Source organism: Solirubrobacter soli DSM 22325, from assembly GCF_000423665.1.
In the GTDB taxonomy this organism is placed as follows: domain Bacteria; phylum Actinomycetota; class Thermoleophilia; order Solirubrobacterales; family Solirubrobacteraceae; genus Solirubrobacter; species Solirubrobacter soli.
This window is the reverse complement of sequence record NZ_AUIK01000008.1, coordinates 308,897-327,519: the sequence shown is the minus strand read 5'-3', so window position 1 is coordinate 327,519 and position 18,623 is coordinate 308,897. Positions and strand designations below refer to the sequence as shown.

General features: G+C 72.4%; 14 protein-coding genes. 6 read left to right on the top strand and 8 right to left on the bottom strand.

Annotation, left to right across the window (positions count from 1 at the left end):
* The first annotated feature begins 27 nt into the window (after positions 1-27).
* A complete protein-coding gene (locus G569_RS0105720; protein WP_028062710.1) occupies positions 28-1,632 on the top strand; it encodes a Vgb family protein in 1,605 nt (534 codons plus the stop codon).
* On the opposite strand, the gene G569_RS45880 is transcribed toward G569_RS0105720, so the two are convergent.
* The 5 genes from G569_RS45880 to G569_RS0105695 all read right to left on the bottom strand — a co-directional run bounded on the left by G569_RS45880 (position 1,625) and on the right by G569_RS0105695 (position 7,919).
* Positions 1,625-3,226 (bottom strand): alkaline phosphatase D family protein, encoded by a 1,602-nt coding sequence (locus tag G569_RS45880; protein ID WP_053225915.1) that lies wholly within the window; start codon positions 3,224-3,226, stop codon positions 1,625-1,627. The genes G569_RS0105720 and G569_RS45880 overlap by 8 nt on opposite strands.
* A 45-nt stretch (positions 3,227-3,271) precedes the next feature.
* The gene (locus tag G569_RS45875; RefSeq protein WP_037494807.1) at positions 3,272-5,059 is read right to left on the bottom strand and encodes a pentapeptide repeat-containing protein; all 1,788 of its coding nucleotides are present in this window, start codon (positions 5,057-5,059) and stop codon (positions 3,272-3,274) included.
* A 5-nt stretch (positions 5,060-5,064) separates the two neighbouring features.
* Positions 5,065-6,381: a hypothetical protein gene (locus G569_RS57350; RefSeq protein ID WP_053225914.1), complete on the bottom strand. Its 1,317-nt coding sequence runs from the start codon at positions 6,379-6,381 to the stop codon at positions 5,065-5,067.
* On the bottom strand, positions 6,381-6,851 hold the full coding sequence (locus tag G569_RS0105700; RefSeq protein WP_028062709.1) for a hypothetical protein: 471 nt from the start codon (positions 6,849-6,851) through the stop codon (positions 6,381-6,383). Before G569_RS0105700 ends, G569_RS57350 begins: the two co-directional genes overlap by 1 nt.
* Before the next feature lie 72 nt (positions 6,852-6,923).
* The gene (locus G569_RS0105695) at positions 6,924-7,919 is read right to left on the bottom strand and encodes a LacI family DNA-binding transcriptional regulator (protein ID WP_028062708.1); all 996 of its coding nucleotides are present in this window, start codon (positions 7,917-7,919) and stop codon (positions 6,924-6,926) included.
* 81 nt (positions 7,920-8,000) lie between these two features.
* Between G569_RS0105695 and G569_RS0105690 the strand changes: the two genes are divergently transcribed.
* Positions 8,001-9,293, top strand: coding sequence for a hypothetical protein (locus G569_RS0105690; protein WP_028062707.1), 1,293 nt, complete (start codon positions 8,001-8,003; stop codon positions 9,291-9,293).
* Here the strand turns inward: G569_RS0105690 and G569_RS0105685 are convergent.
* Positions 9,290-10,858, bottom strand: coding sequence for an acyl-CoA carboxylase subunit beta (locus G569_RS0105685; RefSeq protein WP_028062706.1), 1,569 nt, complete (start codon positions 10,856-10,858; stop codon positions 9,290-9,292). The two genes, G569_RS0105690 and G569_RS0105685, sit on opposite strands and share 4 nt — an antisense overlap.
* 99 nt (positions 10,859-10,957) lie before the next feature.
* On the opposite strand from G569_RS0105685, the gene G569_RS0105680 reads away from it, so the two are divergent.
* Entirely contained in the window at positions 10,958-15,454 is a 4,497-nt protein-coding gene (locus G569_RS0105680) for a calcium-binding protein (protein WP_028062705.1), read from the top strand.
* Positions 15,455-15,593: 139 nt separating this feature from the next.
* Here G569_RS0105680 and G569_RS0105675 read toward each other — a convergent pair whose 3' ends face one another.
* On the bottom strand, positions 15,594-16,022 hold the full coding sequence (locus tag G569_RS0105675) for a hypothetical protein (RefSeq protein WP_028062704.1): 429 nt from the start codon (positions 16,020-16,022) through the stop codon (positions 15,594-15,596).
* Positions 16,023-16,046: 24 nt separating this feature from the next.
* Positions 16,047-16,274, bottom strand: coding sequence for a sulfurtransferase TusA family protein (locus G569_RS60865; RefSeq protein WP_084284281.1), 228 nt, complete (start codon positions 16,272-16,274; stop codon positions 16,047-16,049).
* A 20-nt stretch (positions 16,275-16,294) separates the two neighbouring features.
* On the opposite strand from G569_RS60865, the gene G569_RS0105665 reads away from it, so the two are divergent.
* Genes G569_RS0105665 through G569_RS0105655 form a run of 3 tightly spaced genes read left to right on the top strand, consistent with a single transcriptional unit; the run spans position 16,295 to position 18,580 of the window.
* Positions 16,295-17,818: a Na+/H+ antiporter gene (locus G569_RS0105665; RefSeq protein ID WP_053225913.1), complete on the top strand. Its 1,524-nt coding sequence runs from the start codon at positions 16,295-16,297 to the stop codon at positions 17,816-17,818.
* A 13-nt stretch (positions 17,819-17,831) separates the two neighbouring features.
* Complete coding sequence (locus G569_RS0105660) at positions 17,832-18,185, top strand: hypothetical protein (RefSeq protein WP_157591842.1); 354 nt, start codon at positions 17,832-17,834, stop codon at positions 18,183-18,185.
* Positions 18,182-18,580 (top strand): hypothetical protein, encoded by a 399-nt coding sequence (locus G569_RS0105655; protein ID WP_028062701.1) that lies wholly within the window; start codon positions 18,182-18,184, stop codon positions 18,578-18,580. Before G569_RS0105660 ends, G569_RS0105655 begins: the two co-directional genes overlap by 4 nt.
* Positions 18,581-18,623: the final 43 nt, after the last annotated feature.

Below are 18,623 nucleotides of genomic sequence, written 5' to 3'. Positions count from 1 at the left end.
AGCGGGCGAGCGGTACGTTGCGAGACGATGCTCGGACGAACTCTCATCGCGCTCGGCGCGGTCCTCGCCCTGTTGCCCGCCACGGCTCGCGCCGCACTGATCCAGGAGCGAGGGCCGCTGCTCTCGGCCACGAACGGGATCGCGCTCGGCCCGGACGGGAACCTGTGGGTGACCGAGGAGTTCAACGGCTCCGTCGTGCGGATGACCCCGGGCGGCACAGTGCTGAACCGCTACAGCGTGGGGAACAATCCGACATCGGTCACAGCGGGCGCGGGCGGAAGCGTGTGGGTGTCGATCCCTGGCGCGAACAAGCTGGTCTGGTTCGACGCGACCGCAGGCACGCCGACGGCCCACGACGGCCCGACGGGTCTCGCCTGTGGGCCGGTCGCGGTCGTGGACGGCGGTGACGGCCGGATCTACTTCTCGATGCCCGCCTGCGGGCGGATCGGGTCCGTCAAGGCCGACGGCACCGACCTGGCGGCACCGGTCGCGGGGCGCGGCACCGTCTACGACCTGGCGGTGAGCAGCGGCAAGCTGTTCGCGCCGGACTTCGACAACAACCTCATCCGCCGGATGCCGCTCAGCGCGACGCTCCCGGTCGAAGCGGTCGCCTCGACGATGGACAGCCCGGACGGCATCGCCGCGAGCAGCGACGGCACGCTGTGGATCACGCTCTACGGCTCGGGCCGCGTCGCGAAGCTGGCGCCGGGCTTCGGCAACGGGACCCCCGCCACCGAGCTCACGCCGACGGGCGGGACGCTCAGCGGTGCATTCGGGATCGTCGCCGGCAACGACGGACGCATCTACGTCACCGGCAAGGACTCCGCGAACGTCGCCCGCGTCGACGCGAGCGGCAACTGGCAGTTCTTCCCGACCGGCGGCCAGCCGTGGCAGATCGTCAACGGGCCCGACGGCGACCTGTTCTTCACCGACCAGTCGAGCACGCGGATCCTGCGCTTCCTCAGCGGCCCGCCGCGCGCGAGCACCGGAGTCGCGACCGCGGTGGCGGCCAGCGCCGCGAGCGCCAGCGCGACCGTCGACACCCGCGGCAACGCCACCCAGGTCGTCTTCGACTATGGCCCGACCTCGACCTACGGCGCCACGACGGCGCCGGTCACGCTGCCCGCGGCCGACGGCGGCGCGCCGGTCACGGTCGTCCTCAGTGGGCTGGCGGCGGGAACGACGTACCACGTGCGCGTGCGCGCCACCAACGAGGAGGGAAGCGTCGCCGGGGCCGACACGAGTTTCGCCACGCCGCCCGTCCCGCTCAAGGTGCTGACCGCGCGCGCCACGTTCGGCTGGGCTTTCGTCGGCGCGCGGACGGCGCTGCGCAAGGTCGAGATCACCGGCCTCGCCGGCGGCGAGACGGCCAAGGTCACCTGCAAGGGCAAGGGCTGCCCGTTCAAGAGCAAGACCTACAAGAACCTCAAGAAGGGCAAGAAGTCGCTGAGCTCGCGCTTCGGCCTCAAGCGCAAGCTCGCCAAGGGCACGAAGGTCACGATCCTGGTGACCAAGCCGGGCGCGATCGGCACGAACGCGCTGTTGACCGTCCGCGGCCGCAAGCAGGACCCGAAGATCACGCGGTCCTGCCTGCAGCCGGGCGCGAAGAAGACCTCGCGCTGTCCTACGTAGCGGGCGGGCCGTTCACGCCCTTGATCGACGTCTGGCCGCGGGCGACCGTGTAGCGGAAGCCCGTGGTCGGCAGCTTGGCCGTCGACTTCTTCTTGATCGTCGGCACCCGCTCGAGGGTCACGTCGAAGGTCTTGTCGTCGGCGGTCACCAGGCCGTAGCCGTGGTGGTCGAAGTCGGCCTGGTCGACCCACGGGTTGACCGCGCGCAGCGCGTCGATGATCGCCGGCGCCGTGTTCGGGTTGGCGTCGTTGCCCTTGAGCACCTGGCCGCCGCCGATCGGGAGGTCGGTCTCGCCGAAGGACTGTGAGGTGATCGAGCCGCCGACGAACTCGAGCGCGACCGACTCGCCGCGGCTCTTGGCGGTGCGGACGTCGCCGGCGATGAACGTGTGGATGTCGCCGGTGATGAAGACGACGTCCTTGATGCCGTTGGCCTTGATGTGGCCCAGCAGCTCCTCACGCTCGACCGTGTAGCCCTGCCAGTTGTCGAAGCCGTAGTAGTTCCCGCCCGGCAGCTCGGCGTTCATCATCATCAGCTCGTTGCCGATCACCTTCCAGGCCGCGCCTGAGCCGGCCAGGCGCTGCTTGGTGAAGTCCATCTGCGTACGGCCGAGGTAGTTGCGCGGCGCGTCGAGCTCGGCGCACGGCGGGGCGGTCGCGTCGCCGCAGGGCTGGTCGTCGCGGTACTGGCGCTGATCGAGCATCAGCAGGTCGACGTTCTTGCCGAAGCGCAGGGCGCGGTAGATCCGGCTCTTGCCGACGCGCATGACGGGCATCGCCTCGAAGAACGCCTTGTAGCCCGCGGCCTTGCGGGCCGCCGTGTAGTGCTTGGAGGGATCGAGGCCGCCGCCGGGCGCGGCGCCCGCGTAGTTGTCCTGCACCTCGTGGTCGTCCCAGGTGGTGACCATCGGGAACTTCGCGTGCAGGTCGCGCAGCGACTTGTCGGAGCGGTACAGCGCGTACTTGCCGCGGTAGTCGGCGAGCGTGACGGCCTCGCGCACGATGCCCGGGTTGTCGGGGTTGGGCTTGCCGTTCTTGTCGTCGCGCACGCCGGTCTTGCCCTTGGCGTGGTAGCTCTCGGCGTAGATGTAGTCCCCGAGGCAGACGACGAAGTCGATGTCCTCGCGCCCCATCAGCTCGTAGGCGTTGTAGTAGCCGTGCGTGTAGTCCGCGCAGGAGAAGAACGCGAAGCGGACCGTCTCATTGGAGTCCTCGGGGAGCGCGGTCTGGAAGCGGCCGACCGGCGAGTGCGAGCCCTTGGTCTCGAAGCGGTAGTAGTAGCGCTCGTGCGGCTTGAGCTTGCTCACCCGCGCCTTGACCGACCAGCCGTCCTTCGCGCTGGTCGTGATCGACTTGCGCGCCACGACCTTGCGGAACGCGGAATCCGTGGCGACCTCGAGCGCGACGCTGCCCCTGCCCTCGACGTCGTCGAGGACGGTCAGCAGCGTGATGCCGTCGGGCGTCGGATCGCCGGAGAGGACGCCCTGGCGGAACTTCCCGTCGCGCAGGGCCGCGGCGCGGGCCGTGGCCTGGGGCAACAACAGGACGGCGGCACCCGCCGCGGAATTGCGCAGCAGCGCTCGACGGTTCAGCATGCGCGCGAGCCTACATCTGCGGGCGCCGGCGGGACACCGGTCCGGTTACGCGCTTGTTAACCACGCGCGGGCGGCGTCGCCCTCGAGGATCTCGGGAGCGCCGGGCGGGCCGATGTCGATCGACTCGATATTGGCGTACTCGAGGTCTCGGAGCCCGCGCACGCTCGCCCCGTGCAGGCGGACCCGGCGCAGCTCGGCGGCATGGAACCCCGCCCCGTCGAGCCGCGCGTGGGTGAGGTCGGTGTTCCCCAGCTTCGCACCGCGGAGGTCGGCCCGCCTGAAGTCGGCATGCGACGCGTCGACGAACCCGAACCACGTGCCGGCGCACTCGGCATCCCGCAGCACGGCCGCGCGCAGGTTGGCGTAGTCGAGCGCCGCGGCGCTGAGGTCGGCGCCGGTCAGATCCGCGCGTTCGAGCGTCGCACGACGCAGGTCGGCATGGGTGAGCTGCGCCGCGACGAGCCGCTCGCCGGTCAGGTCGGCGTTCGCGAGCTTCGCGTGGTCCAGGTCGCGCGGGTGGACGCGCTCGTCGAGCCAGGCCGCCGCCGCATCGCCGGTGAGCACCTCGTCCCCGGTGTCGATCGAGACCACCCGGGGTGCGCCTCTGACGCCCTGCAGCCGCGCTCCGGCCAGGCGGGTCCGGTCCAACAGCGCGCCGTCGAGATCGGCGCGGAGCAGCTGGGCGCGGGTGAGGTCGGTCGCGGTCAGGTCGGCCTCGCGGAGGTCGGCGTCGGAGAGGCGGGCCTCGGAGAGGTCGCGCCCGCTCAGGTCGGCGGCGCGGATGCGCGCGCCGGTGAGCTGGATGCGCCGGGCGATCCAGACGGCGGCCGGCGGCAGCGGGCGGGCGATCCGGCGCTCGAGCTCCTCACGCGGGAGCCGATCGCCCGCGGCCTCGCGAAGCCACGCCCGAGCCGCATCTCCATCGAGCGTGCGGCCGTCGACGACGATCGAGTGGACGAGCGCGTCGTCAAGGCCGGCGAGGCCCTGCAACGACGCTCCGTCGAGCTGCACATCCTCGATCGCGGCCTTGAGGACGTAGGCGCCGTCGAGCCGGGCGCCGCGCAGGTCGGTGTGCAGCAGCGCCGCGGCGGCGAGGTCGGCGCCGCGGAGGTCCGCGTCACGGAGATCGGCTCCGTAGAAGGTGGCGCTCTCGGCATGGGCGTCGCGCAGCAGCGCGCCGCGCAGCACGGCATGGTCGAACGCGGTCTTCTTCAGGTAGGCATTCGAGAAGTCCGCGCCCGTGAGATCCGCGTGGTTGAAGTGCTGCCGGTCCGCCTCCGCGCCGGCGAAGCTCGCACCGCGCAGGTCGCGACGGTCCGGTTCCGGTGCCGGCGGTGCCGGCGTGGAGTGGGCGGCGAGCCAGTCGCGCGCCGCTTCAGCCTCGAGGAGCTCCGGCGCGCCGGGCGGGCCGACGTCGATCGAGTGGACATGCGCGTGCTCGAGATCGACGAGGCCGTCCAGCGACGAGCCGTGCAGGCGCACACCGTGGAGGCCGGCCCCGTACAGCCGGACCCCGTCGAGGCGCGCGCCGCTCAGGTCGGTGTCGAACAGCGACGTGAAGCGGAGATCGGCGCCGGTGCAGTCGGCGCCGGAGAGGTCGGCGGTGTGGAACGACGACCGCCGCAGGTCGGCGCGGCGCAGGATCGCGCCGTGCAGGACGGCGTCGTCGAGTTGCGCCTTCACCAGCGCGGCGCCGGTGAGGTCGGCGCCGGTGAGGTCGGCACCGCGCAGGTCCGCGTACGGCAGCCGCGTACCGACCAGGCGGGCGTCGCGCAGGTCGGCATCGGTCAGGTCGGCATCGACCATCTCCTGTCCGCTGTAGTCGACGCCCATGCCCGTCAGCGTATGAGGATGAAGCGGCGCGTCCAGCCGCGGTCGTGGATCTCCTTCTGCAACGGCGCGAGATCGGCGGCTGACAGCTGCGAGACGTTGAGGATGATGTCCTCTCCGTTCGCGAGGTCGTACTTCTCGAGGCGATCGAGGAACTTGGTCTGGTTCCACTTGCCGCTGGAGATCGCCTGCTTGTGGTCCCACAGCTTGCCGTTGGCCTCCACGAAGTCCGCGCCGTTCTCGCGGGCGACGTCCGGATCCGGGCGGCGGAGGCCTCGCAACCTGCCCTGTGACTCGAGGATCACGGCGTCCGTCGCCTCCAGCGGCCGCGGCAGGTTCGTGGCGGGGTCGATCAGGAGCTCGTCGATCCGGTCCTTGTATTCCTCCGCGATCCGCTTGCGCTCGAGCTTGCGGGCCAGCTGCTCGAGCAACTCCTGGCGCTCCGGGTTCACCGACGGCGGCGGCGTGGCCGCGGGGCGCGGCGTCCCGTCGGGCACCTCGCGGCCGCGGCTTCGCCAGAGCGCGAGCAGCCGGCGCCGGGCGGCGGCGGCCTCCTCGAGCGTCTTGGCCTCGCGCAGCGCCTTGATCGCGCCCTTGGCGGCGACCGCGAAGCGCTCGAAGCCCTTCCCGAGCGCCTTCGCGAGCGGGCCGCTGGGGAGGAGCAGGCTGACGGGGTCGTCGAGGACGAGCGCGTCCAAGCCCTTGCTGAGGATGCTTCGCCCGTCCTTGGTGGGGTCGTCGCCGCGCTCGACCTCGTAGCCGTCGGGGTTGCCGTCGCCGTCGGAGTCGAAGCTGTTCGGATCGGTCCCGAGCTCGATCTCCTGCGCGTCGGTGAGGCCGTCGCCGGGCGTGTCGAAGCCGTCGGAGTCCTTCGAGGACGGGTTCGTCCCGAGCGCGAGCTCTTCGCCGTCGGTCAGGCCGTCGCCGTCGCTGTCGGCGCTGTTCGGGTCGAGCTTCCCGCCTGAGGTCGCCTCGCGCCGATCGGACACGCCGTCGCCGTCGCTGTCGGCGCTCGCGGGGTCGGTGCCGAGCTCGATCTCCTTGCCGTCGGGGATGCCGTCGGCGTCGCTGTCGTCGTTGGCGGGGTCGAGGCCCGCCCGGCGCTCATCGGCGTCGGAGAGCCCGTCCCCGTCGAGGTCGCCGGGCTTCGCACCGCCGGCGGCGACGTGGCAGTCCTTCCCCGCGATCTGGCAGACCGCGGTGTGGATCTCGCCCGCGATCCGGCCGCCGACCCCGGTGGCGACGACCGCCCCGACGATCGCGGCGATCACCAGCAGGACGCCGAGGAGCTCGGCCGCCGTCTGCCCGCGCTGATCGCGGCGCATCAGCCCGTGCGCGAGACGCCCAGCTCGTCGATCAGCCAGCGCGTGCCGACCCGGCGCAGCGCGGTGCGCGACCCGCTCAGCGTGCCCCGCGGCGACATGACCGACGCCTGTGCCCGGTCGCCCTGGAGCAGGACGATGACGCGCTCGGGCTTCGCCGCCTCGCGCAGGTACGCCTCGGACTCGCCGGCCGACGCGATCGTCCCGAAGCCCGCCAGCACCGCGGCGCAGTCGATGTAGCCCGCGTCGGCGGCGCGGGTGTCCATGTCCCGGCGGTACTCGGGGGTGAACTGCGCGCACGCCTGCTCGCCTTCGCCCGCGAGCATGTGCTTCATGTAGGCGGCGACGCGCGCCTGGATCGCGGCGTGGTCGCCCGCGGCGCGGCCCGGCTTGGCCTTCGGCGGCGCCGAAACGGCCTCGGCGCCGCAGCCGGCGAGGAGCAGGAGGAGGGCGACGAGCGCGAGCCGGGGCACACGACCAACGCTAAGGAGTTCCTGCGCGCGCTCCCAGGGTCCCGAGACCCATCTTGCGGCCGGGACCGGTCCCTAGCTGGAGCCGCGTACGCGGAGCGCGGAGGGGGTGATCAGCGGCGCGTCGCGGCGTTCGCCCGCGAGCCGTTCCAACAGCAGCGCGATCGCGGCCTCGCCCTGGGCTCCGGGGCGCAGGTCGATCGCGGTGACGTCGGCGTCGCGTGCCTGGTGGCTGTCGACGGCCGCTGCCAGGCGCAGGTCGTCGGGGAAGCGCAGCCCGCGTTCGGTGGCGGCGCGCAGGACGCCGTTCGTGTGGCGCTCGGCGAGCGAGACGATCGCGTCCGGGCGGGCGCGGTCGAGCAGGCGCAGCGCGGCCTCGTAGCCGCTGCGCTCGTCGGTGCGCATGCTCGCCTCCTCGATCAGCGGCTCGCGCCCGTGCTCGGCGCACCAGCCGGCGTAGGCCGCGGTCGTCTCGTCCGCCCAGCCCCACCCGCCGCTCGCGGCCAGCAGCGCGATGCGTTCGGCACCGGTGGCGGCCAGGTGGTCGAGCAGCGCGCGCATGTTGCCCTCGTTGTCGGCCCGCACCACCCACGGGCGCTCAGGGTGGCCGGGGTCGCGCTCGATCGTGACGACCGGGAGGCCGAGCGCGTCGAAGAACTCGACCCGCTGGTCCTCGGGCAGCGGGTCGCAGACGATCCCGCCGTCGACGCCGAGGTCGTGCAGGTCGTCCGCGGTCTCCAGCGGCGGCGTGAGCAGGACGGGATGACCGGCGGCGAACGCCGCGCGGGTGGCCGCGCCGGCGAGGTGCAGGTAGTAGTCGAGCGCGCCCAGCTCGTCCTCGCCGACGCCGGGCTCGACGGACGGCAGCAACAGCGCGAGAGTGCCGCTGCGTCCCGAGCGCAGCCGCAACGCGGTACGGTCCGGGCGGTAGCCGAGGCGATCGGCGGTATAGCGAACGCGTTCGCGGGTAGCCGCGTCCACCCGTCCCTTGTCGTTGAGCGCGTGCGAGACCGTCGTCACCGACACTCCGACAGCGCTTGCGACATCTCGAATGGTGGGGCGACGACTCATGAAGCGACTCTACAGAGGTGTGAGTCGGCTCCACCCTAGGTGGAGCCGAACATTCATGCGCGCCGTGCAGGCTGGGATGTGATGTCCAAGCCTTTCCGTCTCACGGCCGCGACCCTCGCGATCGCCGCCCTGGCGCCCGCGACCGCTTCCGCGGCCTGGACGGCGCCCACCCCGCTCTCGACCGCGACCGAAGCCAACCCGATCGCCCAAGGGGCGTTCGGCGGCAGCGTCCTCACCGGCTGGCTGAAACCCACGGTCGCGCTCTCCAAGAACCTCGGCGCGCCGGCGGCGATCACCGCCGCGGACCCGTTCGAGAAGGCGTGGGCGGCCGGCCTCGACCGCGACGGCAACGCGGTCGTCCTGACCGTGCGCAAGCATGCGCCCTTCCAGCGGATCCGGGCGACGTTCGTCGCCGCCGACGGCACCCGCAGCGCGACCCGCACGATCTCCACCGACCCGCACTCCTCCGCGCAGCCGCTGCTGTCCGTCGCGCCCGACGGGACCGCGGCCGCCGCGTGGGTCTGGCACGACCCGGCCGGCTGGCGGGCCCAGGTCGCCGTCCGCAAGCCCGGTCAGGCGGCCTTCGGCAAGCCGCAGACGGTCTCGCCGCCCGCGCCCCTCCAGGGCAGGTACGCGACCCGGCCGGTCCTCAACGTCGCCGCCGGTGACGGCGGCCGGGCCGCGGTGACCTGGCAGTTCAGCGCCGGGCAGGAGACGCCGCTGCATGTCCTGACCGCGGTGGACCGGACGTTCGGCACCGACCAGGCGCTCCCCGGCACGAGCGGCTATGCGGACGTCGGGCTCGCGGTCGGCACCGACGGCGCCGTGCAGCTCGCCTGGCTCGACGCGCACTTCAACGGCCACGCCTCGAGCCTGAACGTCGCCCAGGGCACGGCGGGCTCGCCGCTGGCGGCGCCCGCGGTCCTGTCGAGCGGCGGCAAGGGGATCAGCTCGGGCGATCAGGTCGAGGCCACGTTCTCGGCCGATGGGACCGCGACGGTCGCCTGGGCCAAGCCGGGCAACTCCTATGAGGCGGGCGGCACGCTCGAGGTCTTCACCCGCGCGGCGGGCGGCGCGTTCGGCGCGGCGCAGACCGTCGCCGAAGGCGCGGAGGGCGTCGCGCTGGCCGGCGGGCCGGACGACTCGGCGGTGCTCGCGTGGATGCGGTACGTGGGCAGGCGCCCGATCGTCGAGGCCGTGACGCGCGCGCAGACCGGCGGCGCGTTCGGCGCCGCCGAGACGCTCTCGGCGGCCGGCAGCAACGCGCTCTGGCCGAGCGTCGCCATGACGCCCGCCGGCGACGCGGTGGCCGTCTGGGTCACCAACACCAGCGGCGGCGGTGACGGCATCCCCACCGCGGCGATCAACCACTAAAGGGGGATGTTCCCGTGCTTGCGCCGAGGTCCGGGCTCGCGTTTGGTGAGCAGGGCCTCGAGCGCGGCGATCACCTTCGGGCGCGTCTCGTGGGGGATGATCACGTCGTCCACGTAGCCGCGCTCGGCGGCGGTGTACGGGTTGGCGAAACGCGCCTTGTAGTCGTCGATCAGCTTCGACCGGCGCTCGTCGGGCGTCGGGGACGCGGCGATGTCGCGGCGGTGGATGATGTTGACCGCGCCCTCGGGGCCCATCACCGCGATCTCGGCGGTCGGCCACGCGAAGTTGAAGTCCGACATCAGGTGCTTGGAGCTCATGACGTCGTAGGCGCCGCCGTAGGCCTTGCGGGTGATCACGGTGATCTTCGGCACGGTGGCCTCGGCGTAGGCGTAGAGCAGCTTCGCGCCGTGGCGGATGATCCCGCCCCACTCCTGTGAGGTGCCCGGGAGGAAGCCGGGCACGTCGACGAGCGTGAGGATCGGGATGTTGAACGCGTCGCAGTAGCGGACGAAGCGGGCGGCCTTGGCGGACGCGTCGATGTCGAGCACCCCGGCCATGGCCTTCGGCTGGTTGCCCACGACGCCGACGCTGTAGCCGTTGAGGCGGCTGAACCCGACGACGATGTTCTGCGCGTAGTGCTCGTGGACCTCGAGGAACTCGCCGTCGTCGACCACGTAGCGGACGACGTCGCGGATGTCGTACGGCTTGTTGGCGGCGTCCGGGACGACTGAGTCGAGCGCCTCGTCCATCCGCAGCGGGTCGTCGGTGGGCTGGACCCGCGGCGCCGTCTCGAGGTTGTTGGACGGCAGGAAGCTGAACAGGTAGCGGGCGTCCTCGAGGCACGCGTCCTCGTCGTCGGCGACGAAGTGCGCGACGCCGGACTTGGTGGCGTGGCTCATCGCCCCGCCGAGCTCCTCGAAGCCGACCTCCTCGCCGGTGACCGTCTTGATCACCTCGGGGCCGGTGATGAACATGTGCGAGGTCTCCTTGACCATGAACACGAAGTCCGTGATCGCGGGGGAGTAGACCGCCCCGCCCGCGCACGGGCCCATGATCAGTGAGATCTGCGGGATCACGCCCGAGCTGCGGACGTTGCGCAGGAAGACGTCCCCGTAGGCCCCGAGCGAGACGACGCCCTCCTGGATCCGGGCGCCGCCGGAGTCGTTGATGCCGATCACGGGGCAGCCGATCTTGGCCGCCAGATCCATGATCTTGCACATCTTCTCGGCCATGACCTCGCCCAGCGAGCCGCCGAAGACCGTGAAGTCCTGGCTGAAGACGCAGACGCGGCGCCCGTCGATCGTCCCGTGCCCGGTGACGACCGCGTCGCCCCAGGGCCGGTTCTTCTGCATGTCGAAATCGCTTGTCCGATGCCGGACATACGTGTCGAGCTCTTGGAAGGAGCCGGGATCCAGCAGCTTCTCGATCCGCTCGCGGGCCGTGTACTTGCCCTTCGCGTGCTGCTTCTCGACCGCTTTTTCTGAGGCATGGTCCACGACCGCGGCGCGCAGCTCCTCGAGCTGCGCCAGCCGCTCCGCGAACGTCTCGGGAGCCTTCTGGCGCATAGGCGGCACGACGATATCGGTTGCCCGAAAGACTGTCCGAACGTAGTGTCGCCTCCCGCATAGGGTGCGCGCACGGAGGGCGACGGAGGGATGTCAGGGATGGGCCACGCATGGACGGATGCCGGTGATCGCCGCGCGCACGCGCGACTGCTCGCCGTGTTGCTGGCCCTGCTGGCGCTGCTCGTGGTCATCCCGACCGCTTCCGGGGCGCTGGGCTCCGCCGACGTCAACCGGCCCGAGAACCTCGTGCCGCCGTCGGTCTCGGGCGATCCGCGCGTCGGCGGGACCCTGACCTGCGACCGCGGCCGCTGGGACGACACCCCCGACGCGCCGTACGAGTACCAGTACTTCTGGGTCCGCGGCTTCGGCGATCCGATCGACGGCGCCGAGTCCGCGACGTACGTCGTCACGGGCGACGACGCCGATGTCGAGTTGCTGTGCGTCGTGCACGCGCTCAACGGGCAGCTCGACTCCTACCAGGAGTCCGACGTCGTCGTGGGGCGCCTCCCGGAGCCGCGCAGCGCGCCCGTGCTGACCGGGCCGTCGCGGCTCGGCGGGCAGCTGCGCTGTACGCGCGGCGTGTGGGATGACCGCGACCTGCCGGCCTACGCCACCCGCTTCGCCTGGCTGCGCGACGACGAGGTCATCGACGGCGCCGAGACCGACCGCTACACGGTCACCGCCGCCGACGTCGGGCACGAGATCGCGTGCGAGGTCGGCGGGGCGGGCGGATCGGTGTCGTACAGCCCAGTCACCGTGCCGACCGCGCCGATCGCGTTGACGCCGCCGTCCGTGTCGGGAGCACCGCGGATCGGCGGCGTGCTCAGCTGCTCGCGCGGCACGTGGGACGACGAGGGCGTGACGGCGTACTCGGTCGAGTACCGCTGGCTGCGCGACGGCGACCCGATCGCGCTCGCCACGTCGGCCACCTACACGGTGTCGCTCGGCGACGCGGGCCACGCGCTCTCCTGCGGCGTCACCGCCGCCGGGCTGACCGAGGCCGCGAGCGCGAGCGTCGCCGTGACCGACCCGGTCAACCGCAACGTGCCGCGCGTGAGCGGCGATCCCCACGTCGGGCGAACGGTCACGTGCCTGCCGGGGACCTGGGACGGGCCGGACTACTCGTTCGACTACGCCTGGCAGCGCTCCGGCACGCAGGTTGCGAGCGGCGCCACGTACGTGGTCGCGGCGGCCGACGTCGGCGCGCCGCTGACCTGCCGCGCGACTGCCCACGGGCGCAGCTCGGCGACGAGCGTCGCCGTCGTCCCGACCGCCCCGGCGAGCCTCTCGCTGCCGGCCGTGGACGGCGTCCCGCGCCTCGGGCGCGACCTCACGTGCTCCGCGGGAACCTGGGACGACACGTACGCCTACGCGTTCTCATGGGTGCGCGACGGCGCGGTCGTCGGCACCGGCGCGACGCGGACCGTCCTCGCCGCCGACCTCGCGCACGAACTGCGCTGCCGCGTCGTGGCATCCGGCGTGTCGACCGTCGACTCACGGCCGGTTGCGGTTCCCACGCCGCGCTCGCTCTCCGCCCCGGCGATCTCCGGCGACCCCGTCGCCGGCCAGGTGCTGGCGTGCGGCAACGGCGGCTGGGACGCCGACTACGCCTACACGTACGCCTGGTTCCGGGGCGACGGCACGGCGCTCGACACCGGCGCCGGGCATACCGTCGCCGCCGGCGAGACCGCGCTCTTCTGCCGCGTCACCGCCGCGGGCCTGACCACCGCGCAGTCGGCCACCGTCACCGTGACGACGCCGGCGGGCAGCACGCCCGAGAATCGCACGCCGCCCGCCGTGACCGGGACCGCGCTGCTGTACAGCACCGTCTCGTGCAGCCCCGGCACCTGGAACGGCAGCTACAACTATGCCTACCGCTGGCTGCGCGACGGCGCGCCGATCGCCGGCGCGACCCAGAACCAGTACTCGCTCGACTTCCCCGACCTCGGCCACGCGCTGCGCTGCGAGGTCTCCGTGGGCGCGGTTGCGGCGCTCAGCCAGGCGGTCACGGTCGCCGCGCCGGTCGCGCTCGCTCCGCCCGCGATCGCCGGGGAACCGCGCGCCCGCGCGACGCTCCGCTGCTCGACCGGCTCCTGGGACGCGCCGTACGCGTTCGTCGTCCAGTGGTTCCGCGACGGTGTCGCGGCCGGCAACACCTTCGACCGCGCGCTGACCGCGGCCGACATCGGCCACCAGTTCACCTGCCGCGTCGAGGCCAACGGGACCGGCGTGACGTCCACCTCGGCGGCGATCACCGTCCAGCCGCCGCGCAACGTGTCGCCGCCGAGCGTCGAGGGCGATCCGCACCTCGGGCGCGTCCTCACCTGCGACCCGGGCCGCTGGGACGCGACCGACTACGCGCTCAGCTACCGCTGGACGCGTGACGGGACCGCGCTCGAGACCGTCGCGACCCACACCGTCGTCGCGGCCGACGTGGCGAAGGCGCTGACGTGCGAGGTGCGCGCCGAAGGCCTCTCGACGGCCGTGTCCGCGCCGGTGACGGCAAACGCGCCCTCGAACCTGACGGCGCCCGCGATCTCCGGCACACCGCGGATCGGTGGGACGCTGACCTGCGGCGACGGCACCTGGAACGACACCTACGCGATCACCAAGCGCTGGCTGCGCGCCGGGGCGCCGATCGCGACCGGCGCGACATACACCGTCGTCAAGGCCGACGTCGGCAAGGCGCTGACGTGCGAGGCGACCGCGGCGGGGCTGACCGCCGCGACCTCCGACGCCGTCGAGCCGACCGCGCCGATCGCCGTCCACCGCCCGCAGATCGAGGGCGACCGGCGGATCGGCACGACGCTCTCCTGCACCCCCGGCGACTGGGACGGCACGTACGCGCTGACCTACCGCTGGCTGCGCGACGGCGCGCCGGCCGGCACCGGCACGACGCTCGCGGTCGGCAAGGCCGACGTCGGCGCCGAGTTCGTCTGCGAGGTCACGGCCGACGGCCTGACCGCGGCGGCGTCGGACGTGACGGTCGTGGACCCGCCGCAGTCGCTCTCCGCGCCGAAGGTCACCGGCGCGCCGCAGCTGCGCGGGACGCTCGAGTGCTCGCGCGGGCTCTGGGACGACACCGCCGCTGCTCCCTACGCGGTGACCTACCAGTGGCTCAAGGACGACGTGGCGATCGCCGGTGCGACGTCGGCGCGGCTCGGCCCGTTCGGGCGCGCCGACCTCGACGCGGAGTACAGGTGCGAGGTCACCGCCGAAGCGCTGACGACGGTGCGCGGCGACGCCGTCGAGGTGCTCCCGCCGACCCCGGTCCGCAACTGGCCGTCGATCGACGGCTCGGGCAACGTCGGCCGCGCGCTGACCTGCGAGAAGGGCGACTGGAACGACAGCGAGGCGCTGCCGTACTCGTACACCTATCGCTGGGAACGCCGCAACGACAGCCCGTGGAGGCCGATTCCCGGCGCCGACGGCACGACCTACGTGGTGGGTGCGAACGACGTCAACGCCGAACTGCGCTGCATCGTCACCGCGGAGGGCGACTGGCCGGTCGAGAGCTACAGCACGTACGGCAGCTGGCCGCCGGTCGAGACGTCGCTGACCCAGCTCGACGACTCGGTCGTTCCCGGTGCCGAGAACGGCTATCGGGTGACGCTGACCAACCCGAACCCGATCAGCGTCGGGCTCCAGTACGTCTACCTCAGCCTGCCTGACGGCTTCAAGTACGTCACGGGGAGCACGAAGGGCGCGACGACCGCCGATCCCGACGGCACCACCGGGTTCCTGCGCTGGCGCAACGGGCTCTCGATCGAGGCCAACGGCTCGATCGCGATCGACGTCACGGTCAAGGTCAGCGACACGCCCGGCCACTACTTCGCCTCCGCGGGCGGGCAGACGCCCGGCTACAACGTCTGGATCTCCTCGGATTCCGGCGCGATCGTCTCGGTCGCGCCGCCGCTGGACACCAGCACCTGCACGGTGCTCGGCACGCCCGGGAACGACGTGCTGGTCGGCACCGACGGCAACGACGTGATCTGCGGTCTCGGCGGTGACGACCGGCTCGACGGCAAGGGCGGCGACGACCTCCTGCTCGGCGGCGACGGCGACGACATCCTGCTCGCCGGCCCGGGCGCCGACGTGATGCGCGGCGGCGGCGGCCTGGACACCGTCAACTACGCGTCCCGCACCACGCCGGTGCGGGTCACGCTCGGCGACGACGGCAACGTCGACAAGGACTTCGACCACACCGTGGCCGACGACGGCACCTACGCCCACGTGGACTCCGACGACGACGGCGACATCGACGACGACGATCCCTGGCAACTGCTCGAGCACGACGACGTCGACGCGGACGTCGAGATCGTCCGTGGCGGGCGCGGCGCCGACCATCTGGTCGGCTCCGAGAACGACGACGAGCTCTACGGCGGCGCCGGCGCCGACCTCCTCGACCCGCAGGGCGGCGCGAACCTCGCCGACTCGGGCGACGGCGACGACACCGTCTTCGCCGGCTGGAGCGCGCACGAGCGCGTCTTCTGCGGCAACGGCTTCGACAGCTACCGCGCCGACGCCGACAACGACCTGATCGTCGGCTGCGAGTTCTACATGCCGAGCGAGGGCGCGACGCTCAGAGTTCGCTGAAGAATGGTCGGTCCGACCGATGTGGTGCAGCCGCCAGTGGCTCGGGCCGGCCGCGCTCGCGATGCGGCCCTCTGGGCCGTGAGCAGCGTGGGTGGCGCGAGGCGCTGCGGATGTGCCGCAGCGGTCGCACCGGTAGTCGTCAATAGGCTCCCAGCACGAGCTCCCGCGCCTCGACATGCGTCACGGGCAGCCCGAGCCCGGCGACCTTGCTGACGATGTCCACCCGCAGCCACTTGGACAACCGGCGCGGCAGCGTGGAGATGATCACCTCGTCGTAGCGGCCCGCGTTCAACGCGTCCTCGACCGCGGCGAGCGGGTCGTGGGAGCCGACCAGCGCGGCGACCTCCCCGCCGGAGGCCTCCTCCAGCAGCGGCCGCGCATGCGCGATCGCCGCGGCGGCCTCATCGTGGCCGTGATCCTCAGGATCGACGACCCGGTGCAGCCCGTGCGGCGAGCGCGGCACGAGCAGGGTGAACGAGCACGGCCCTTCCTTGGCGCGGCGCGAGATGGCTTCGAGCAGCGTCGGCGAAGCGGACGTGCGATTGGCGACGACCAGGACGCTCTGCATGCCGGGGAATACGTCCGGCGGCGCTCAGAGGTTCTGGACGGGTCCGAGCTCGAACCGCCACTCGCCGTCCGAGCACGAGGACGCGAACGGCCGCCCGACGTCGCTCGCGAGAGCGGCGAGATCGATCGGCGCCTCGGGGTCCGTCGCCAGCACCACCAGCGTGTCGCACGCCGCCAGCCCGGCCAACGCGGAGCGCGCTCTGACGAGCGGAAGTGGGCAGCGCAGTCCTCGGGCGTCGACTAAACACGGCACGAGCGGGATAGATGATGCCTGTGGCCGACATCGAGTTGTTCGTCTTCCTGCTCCTCGCCGTCGCGGTGCTCGCCGGGCTCGGCCTGCGCAGCGGTGTCCCGTATCCGGTCGCGCTCGTGCTCGGCGGGCTCGTGATCGGCCTCGTGCCCGGGCTCCCGTCCCCGGAGCTGGACCCCGACGTCGTGTTCTTCGTCTTCCTCCCGCCGCTGCTCTACGCGGCGGCGATCGCCGTCTCCGCCCACGAGCTCAGAGCGAACTGGGCGCCGATCACGCTGCTGGCCGTCGGGCTCGTGCTGGTGACGATCTGCGCGGTCGCGGTGGTCGCCAACGCCCTGCTCGGCGTCCCATGGGCGGCGGCGTTCGTGCTCGGAGCGGTGCTCGGCCCGACCGACCCGGTCTCGGCCGCGGCCGTGCTCGACCGCCTGGGGGTCAAGGGCCGCACGAAGACGATCCTCGAGGGCGAGTCGCTGGTCAACGACGGCACCGCTCTGACCGCGTACAAGATCGCGATCGCGGCGGTCGGCGGGAGCGCGGGCTCGGCGGCGGGCATCGGCGTGAAGTTCGTCGTCGTGGCGGCCGGAGGGATCGCGATCGGGATCGCCGCCGGCTGGGTCTTCGCCCACCTGCGGCGGCTGGTCACCGACCCGTCGCTGGACGTGACCCTGTCGGTGCTCACGCCGTTCGTCGCCTACGTGCCCGCCGAGCAGATCGGCGTGTCCGGCGTGCTGGCGACCGTGGCGGCGGGCCTGTACATCGGCACCCGCTCGCTCGACATCATCGAGCCCGGCACCCGCCTGCGCACGCTCGCGTTCTGGGAGTCGACCGCGTTCCTGCTCGACGGCCTGCTGTTCGTGCTGATCGGCGTGCAGGTCCCGACGATCCTCGACCGCATCGACACGGTCGACGCCGCGACGCTGACGGGCTACGCGCTGGCGATCTTCGCCGTGGTCATGGGCGCGCGGGCTCTGTGGATGCTGCTCCCGTCGGAGGCGACGCGCGCCGAGCGGATCGTCATCGCCTGGAGCGGGATGCGCGGCGGCGTGTCGCTGGCGGCGGCGCTGGCGATCACGCACCAGGGCTTCCCGGACCGCGACCTCGTGATCTTCGTCGCCTACGCCGTGATCGTGCTCACGCTCGTGCTGCCGGGCCTCACGCTGGCGCCGCTGGTCAGGCGGCTCCGGCTCGTCGAGAGCGAGGAGCACCGGCGCCAGGACGCCGAGGCGCGCCTGCGGATCACCCACGCCGCGCTCGAGCGACTCGACGCGCTGGCCGACGACGCCCCGCCGCACGTCGTCGAGCGCCTGCGCGACCGCTACGGGTCCCGGGTGGAGCGTCTGGAGGCGCGCGTCGAAGGCGACCACGACGAGCACGGGCGGATGGACGTCGCCCAGTCCGGGCGGCTGATGGCCGAGATGATCGACGCCGAGCGCGACGTGCTCAAGCGCATGCGCACCGAGCGCGCGTTCGACGCCGAGACGCTGCGCCAGATCGAGCACGAGCTCGACCTCGATGAGAGCCGGCTGCGGGCCCGGATCCGGCTCTGACACGATGGAGGGCGTGCTCGCCGCGATCCTCGAGACCGGAGAACCGGAGCGCCTGTACTCCGGGCTGTCGCTGCTCGTCTCCGCCGCGTCGGCGGGGGAGGAGGTGCGCGCGCTGCTGGGCTTCGGCGCGCTGCGCGCGTTCGCCGACCCCGACCTGGCCGCGCGGGCGACGCTCGTCGTCGCCGACGAGCGCGAGCCGTTCGCGCGCACGCTCGACGAGCTGCGCAGCGCCGTGACGTCGTTCCCGAACTGCCGGGTGTGGGCGTGCGGGGCGGCGGTGCAGGCGACCGGCGTGGCCTATCCGGAGATCACGTCGATGCCGGCGTTCCTGCGCGACGCGGGCGACGCGCGGTTGGTGTTCGTGTGAAGCGCTGGCTGCTGCTCGTCCCGCTGCTTCTCGCCGGCTGCGGCGGGCCCGCGGGCGACCTGTTCGAGGTCAAGCGCTCCGGCGCGGACAAGGCCGCCAACGTGACGCTCGTGGTCTCCGAGGATGGCTTCGTCACCTGCAACGGGGTCAAGAAGACGCTGCCGGCGGACCTGTTGTTGCGCGGCCGCCAGCTGGCCCGCGACATGTCTCCGCAGGCAGAGCTCAACCTGACGTTGCCGGCCAGGCCCGGAACCGTGCTCACTTATACGGCGCGGATGGCCGCGGGCACGATCGCCTTCGCCGACACCTCACGCCCGCTGCCCAAGTCATTTACGGAGCTCACCGTCTACACCAAGGACGTCGCCGAGCGAGTCTGCGGCATAACGCGAAGTTAACAGTTGCGCTCACTTGGGGCGCTGTGTACATTCACTTCCAACA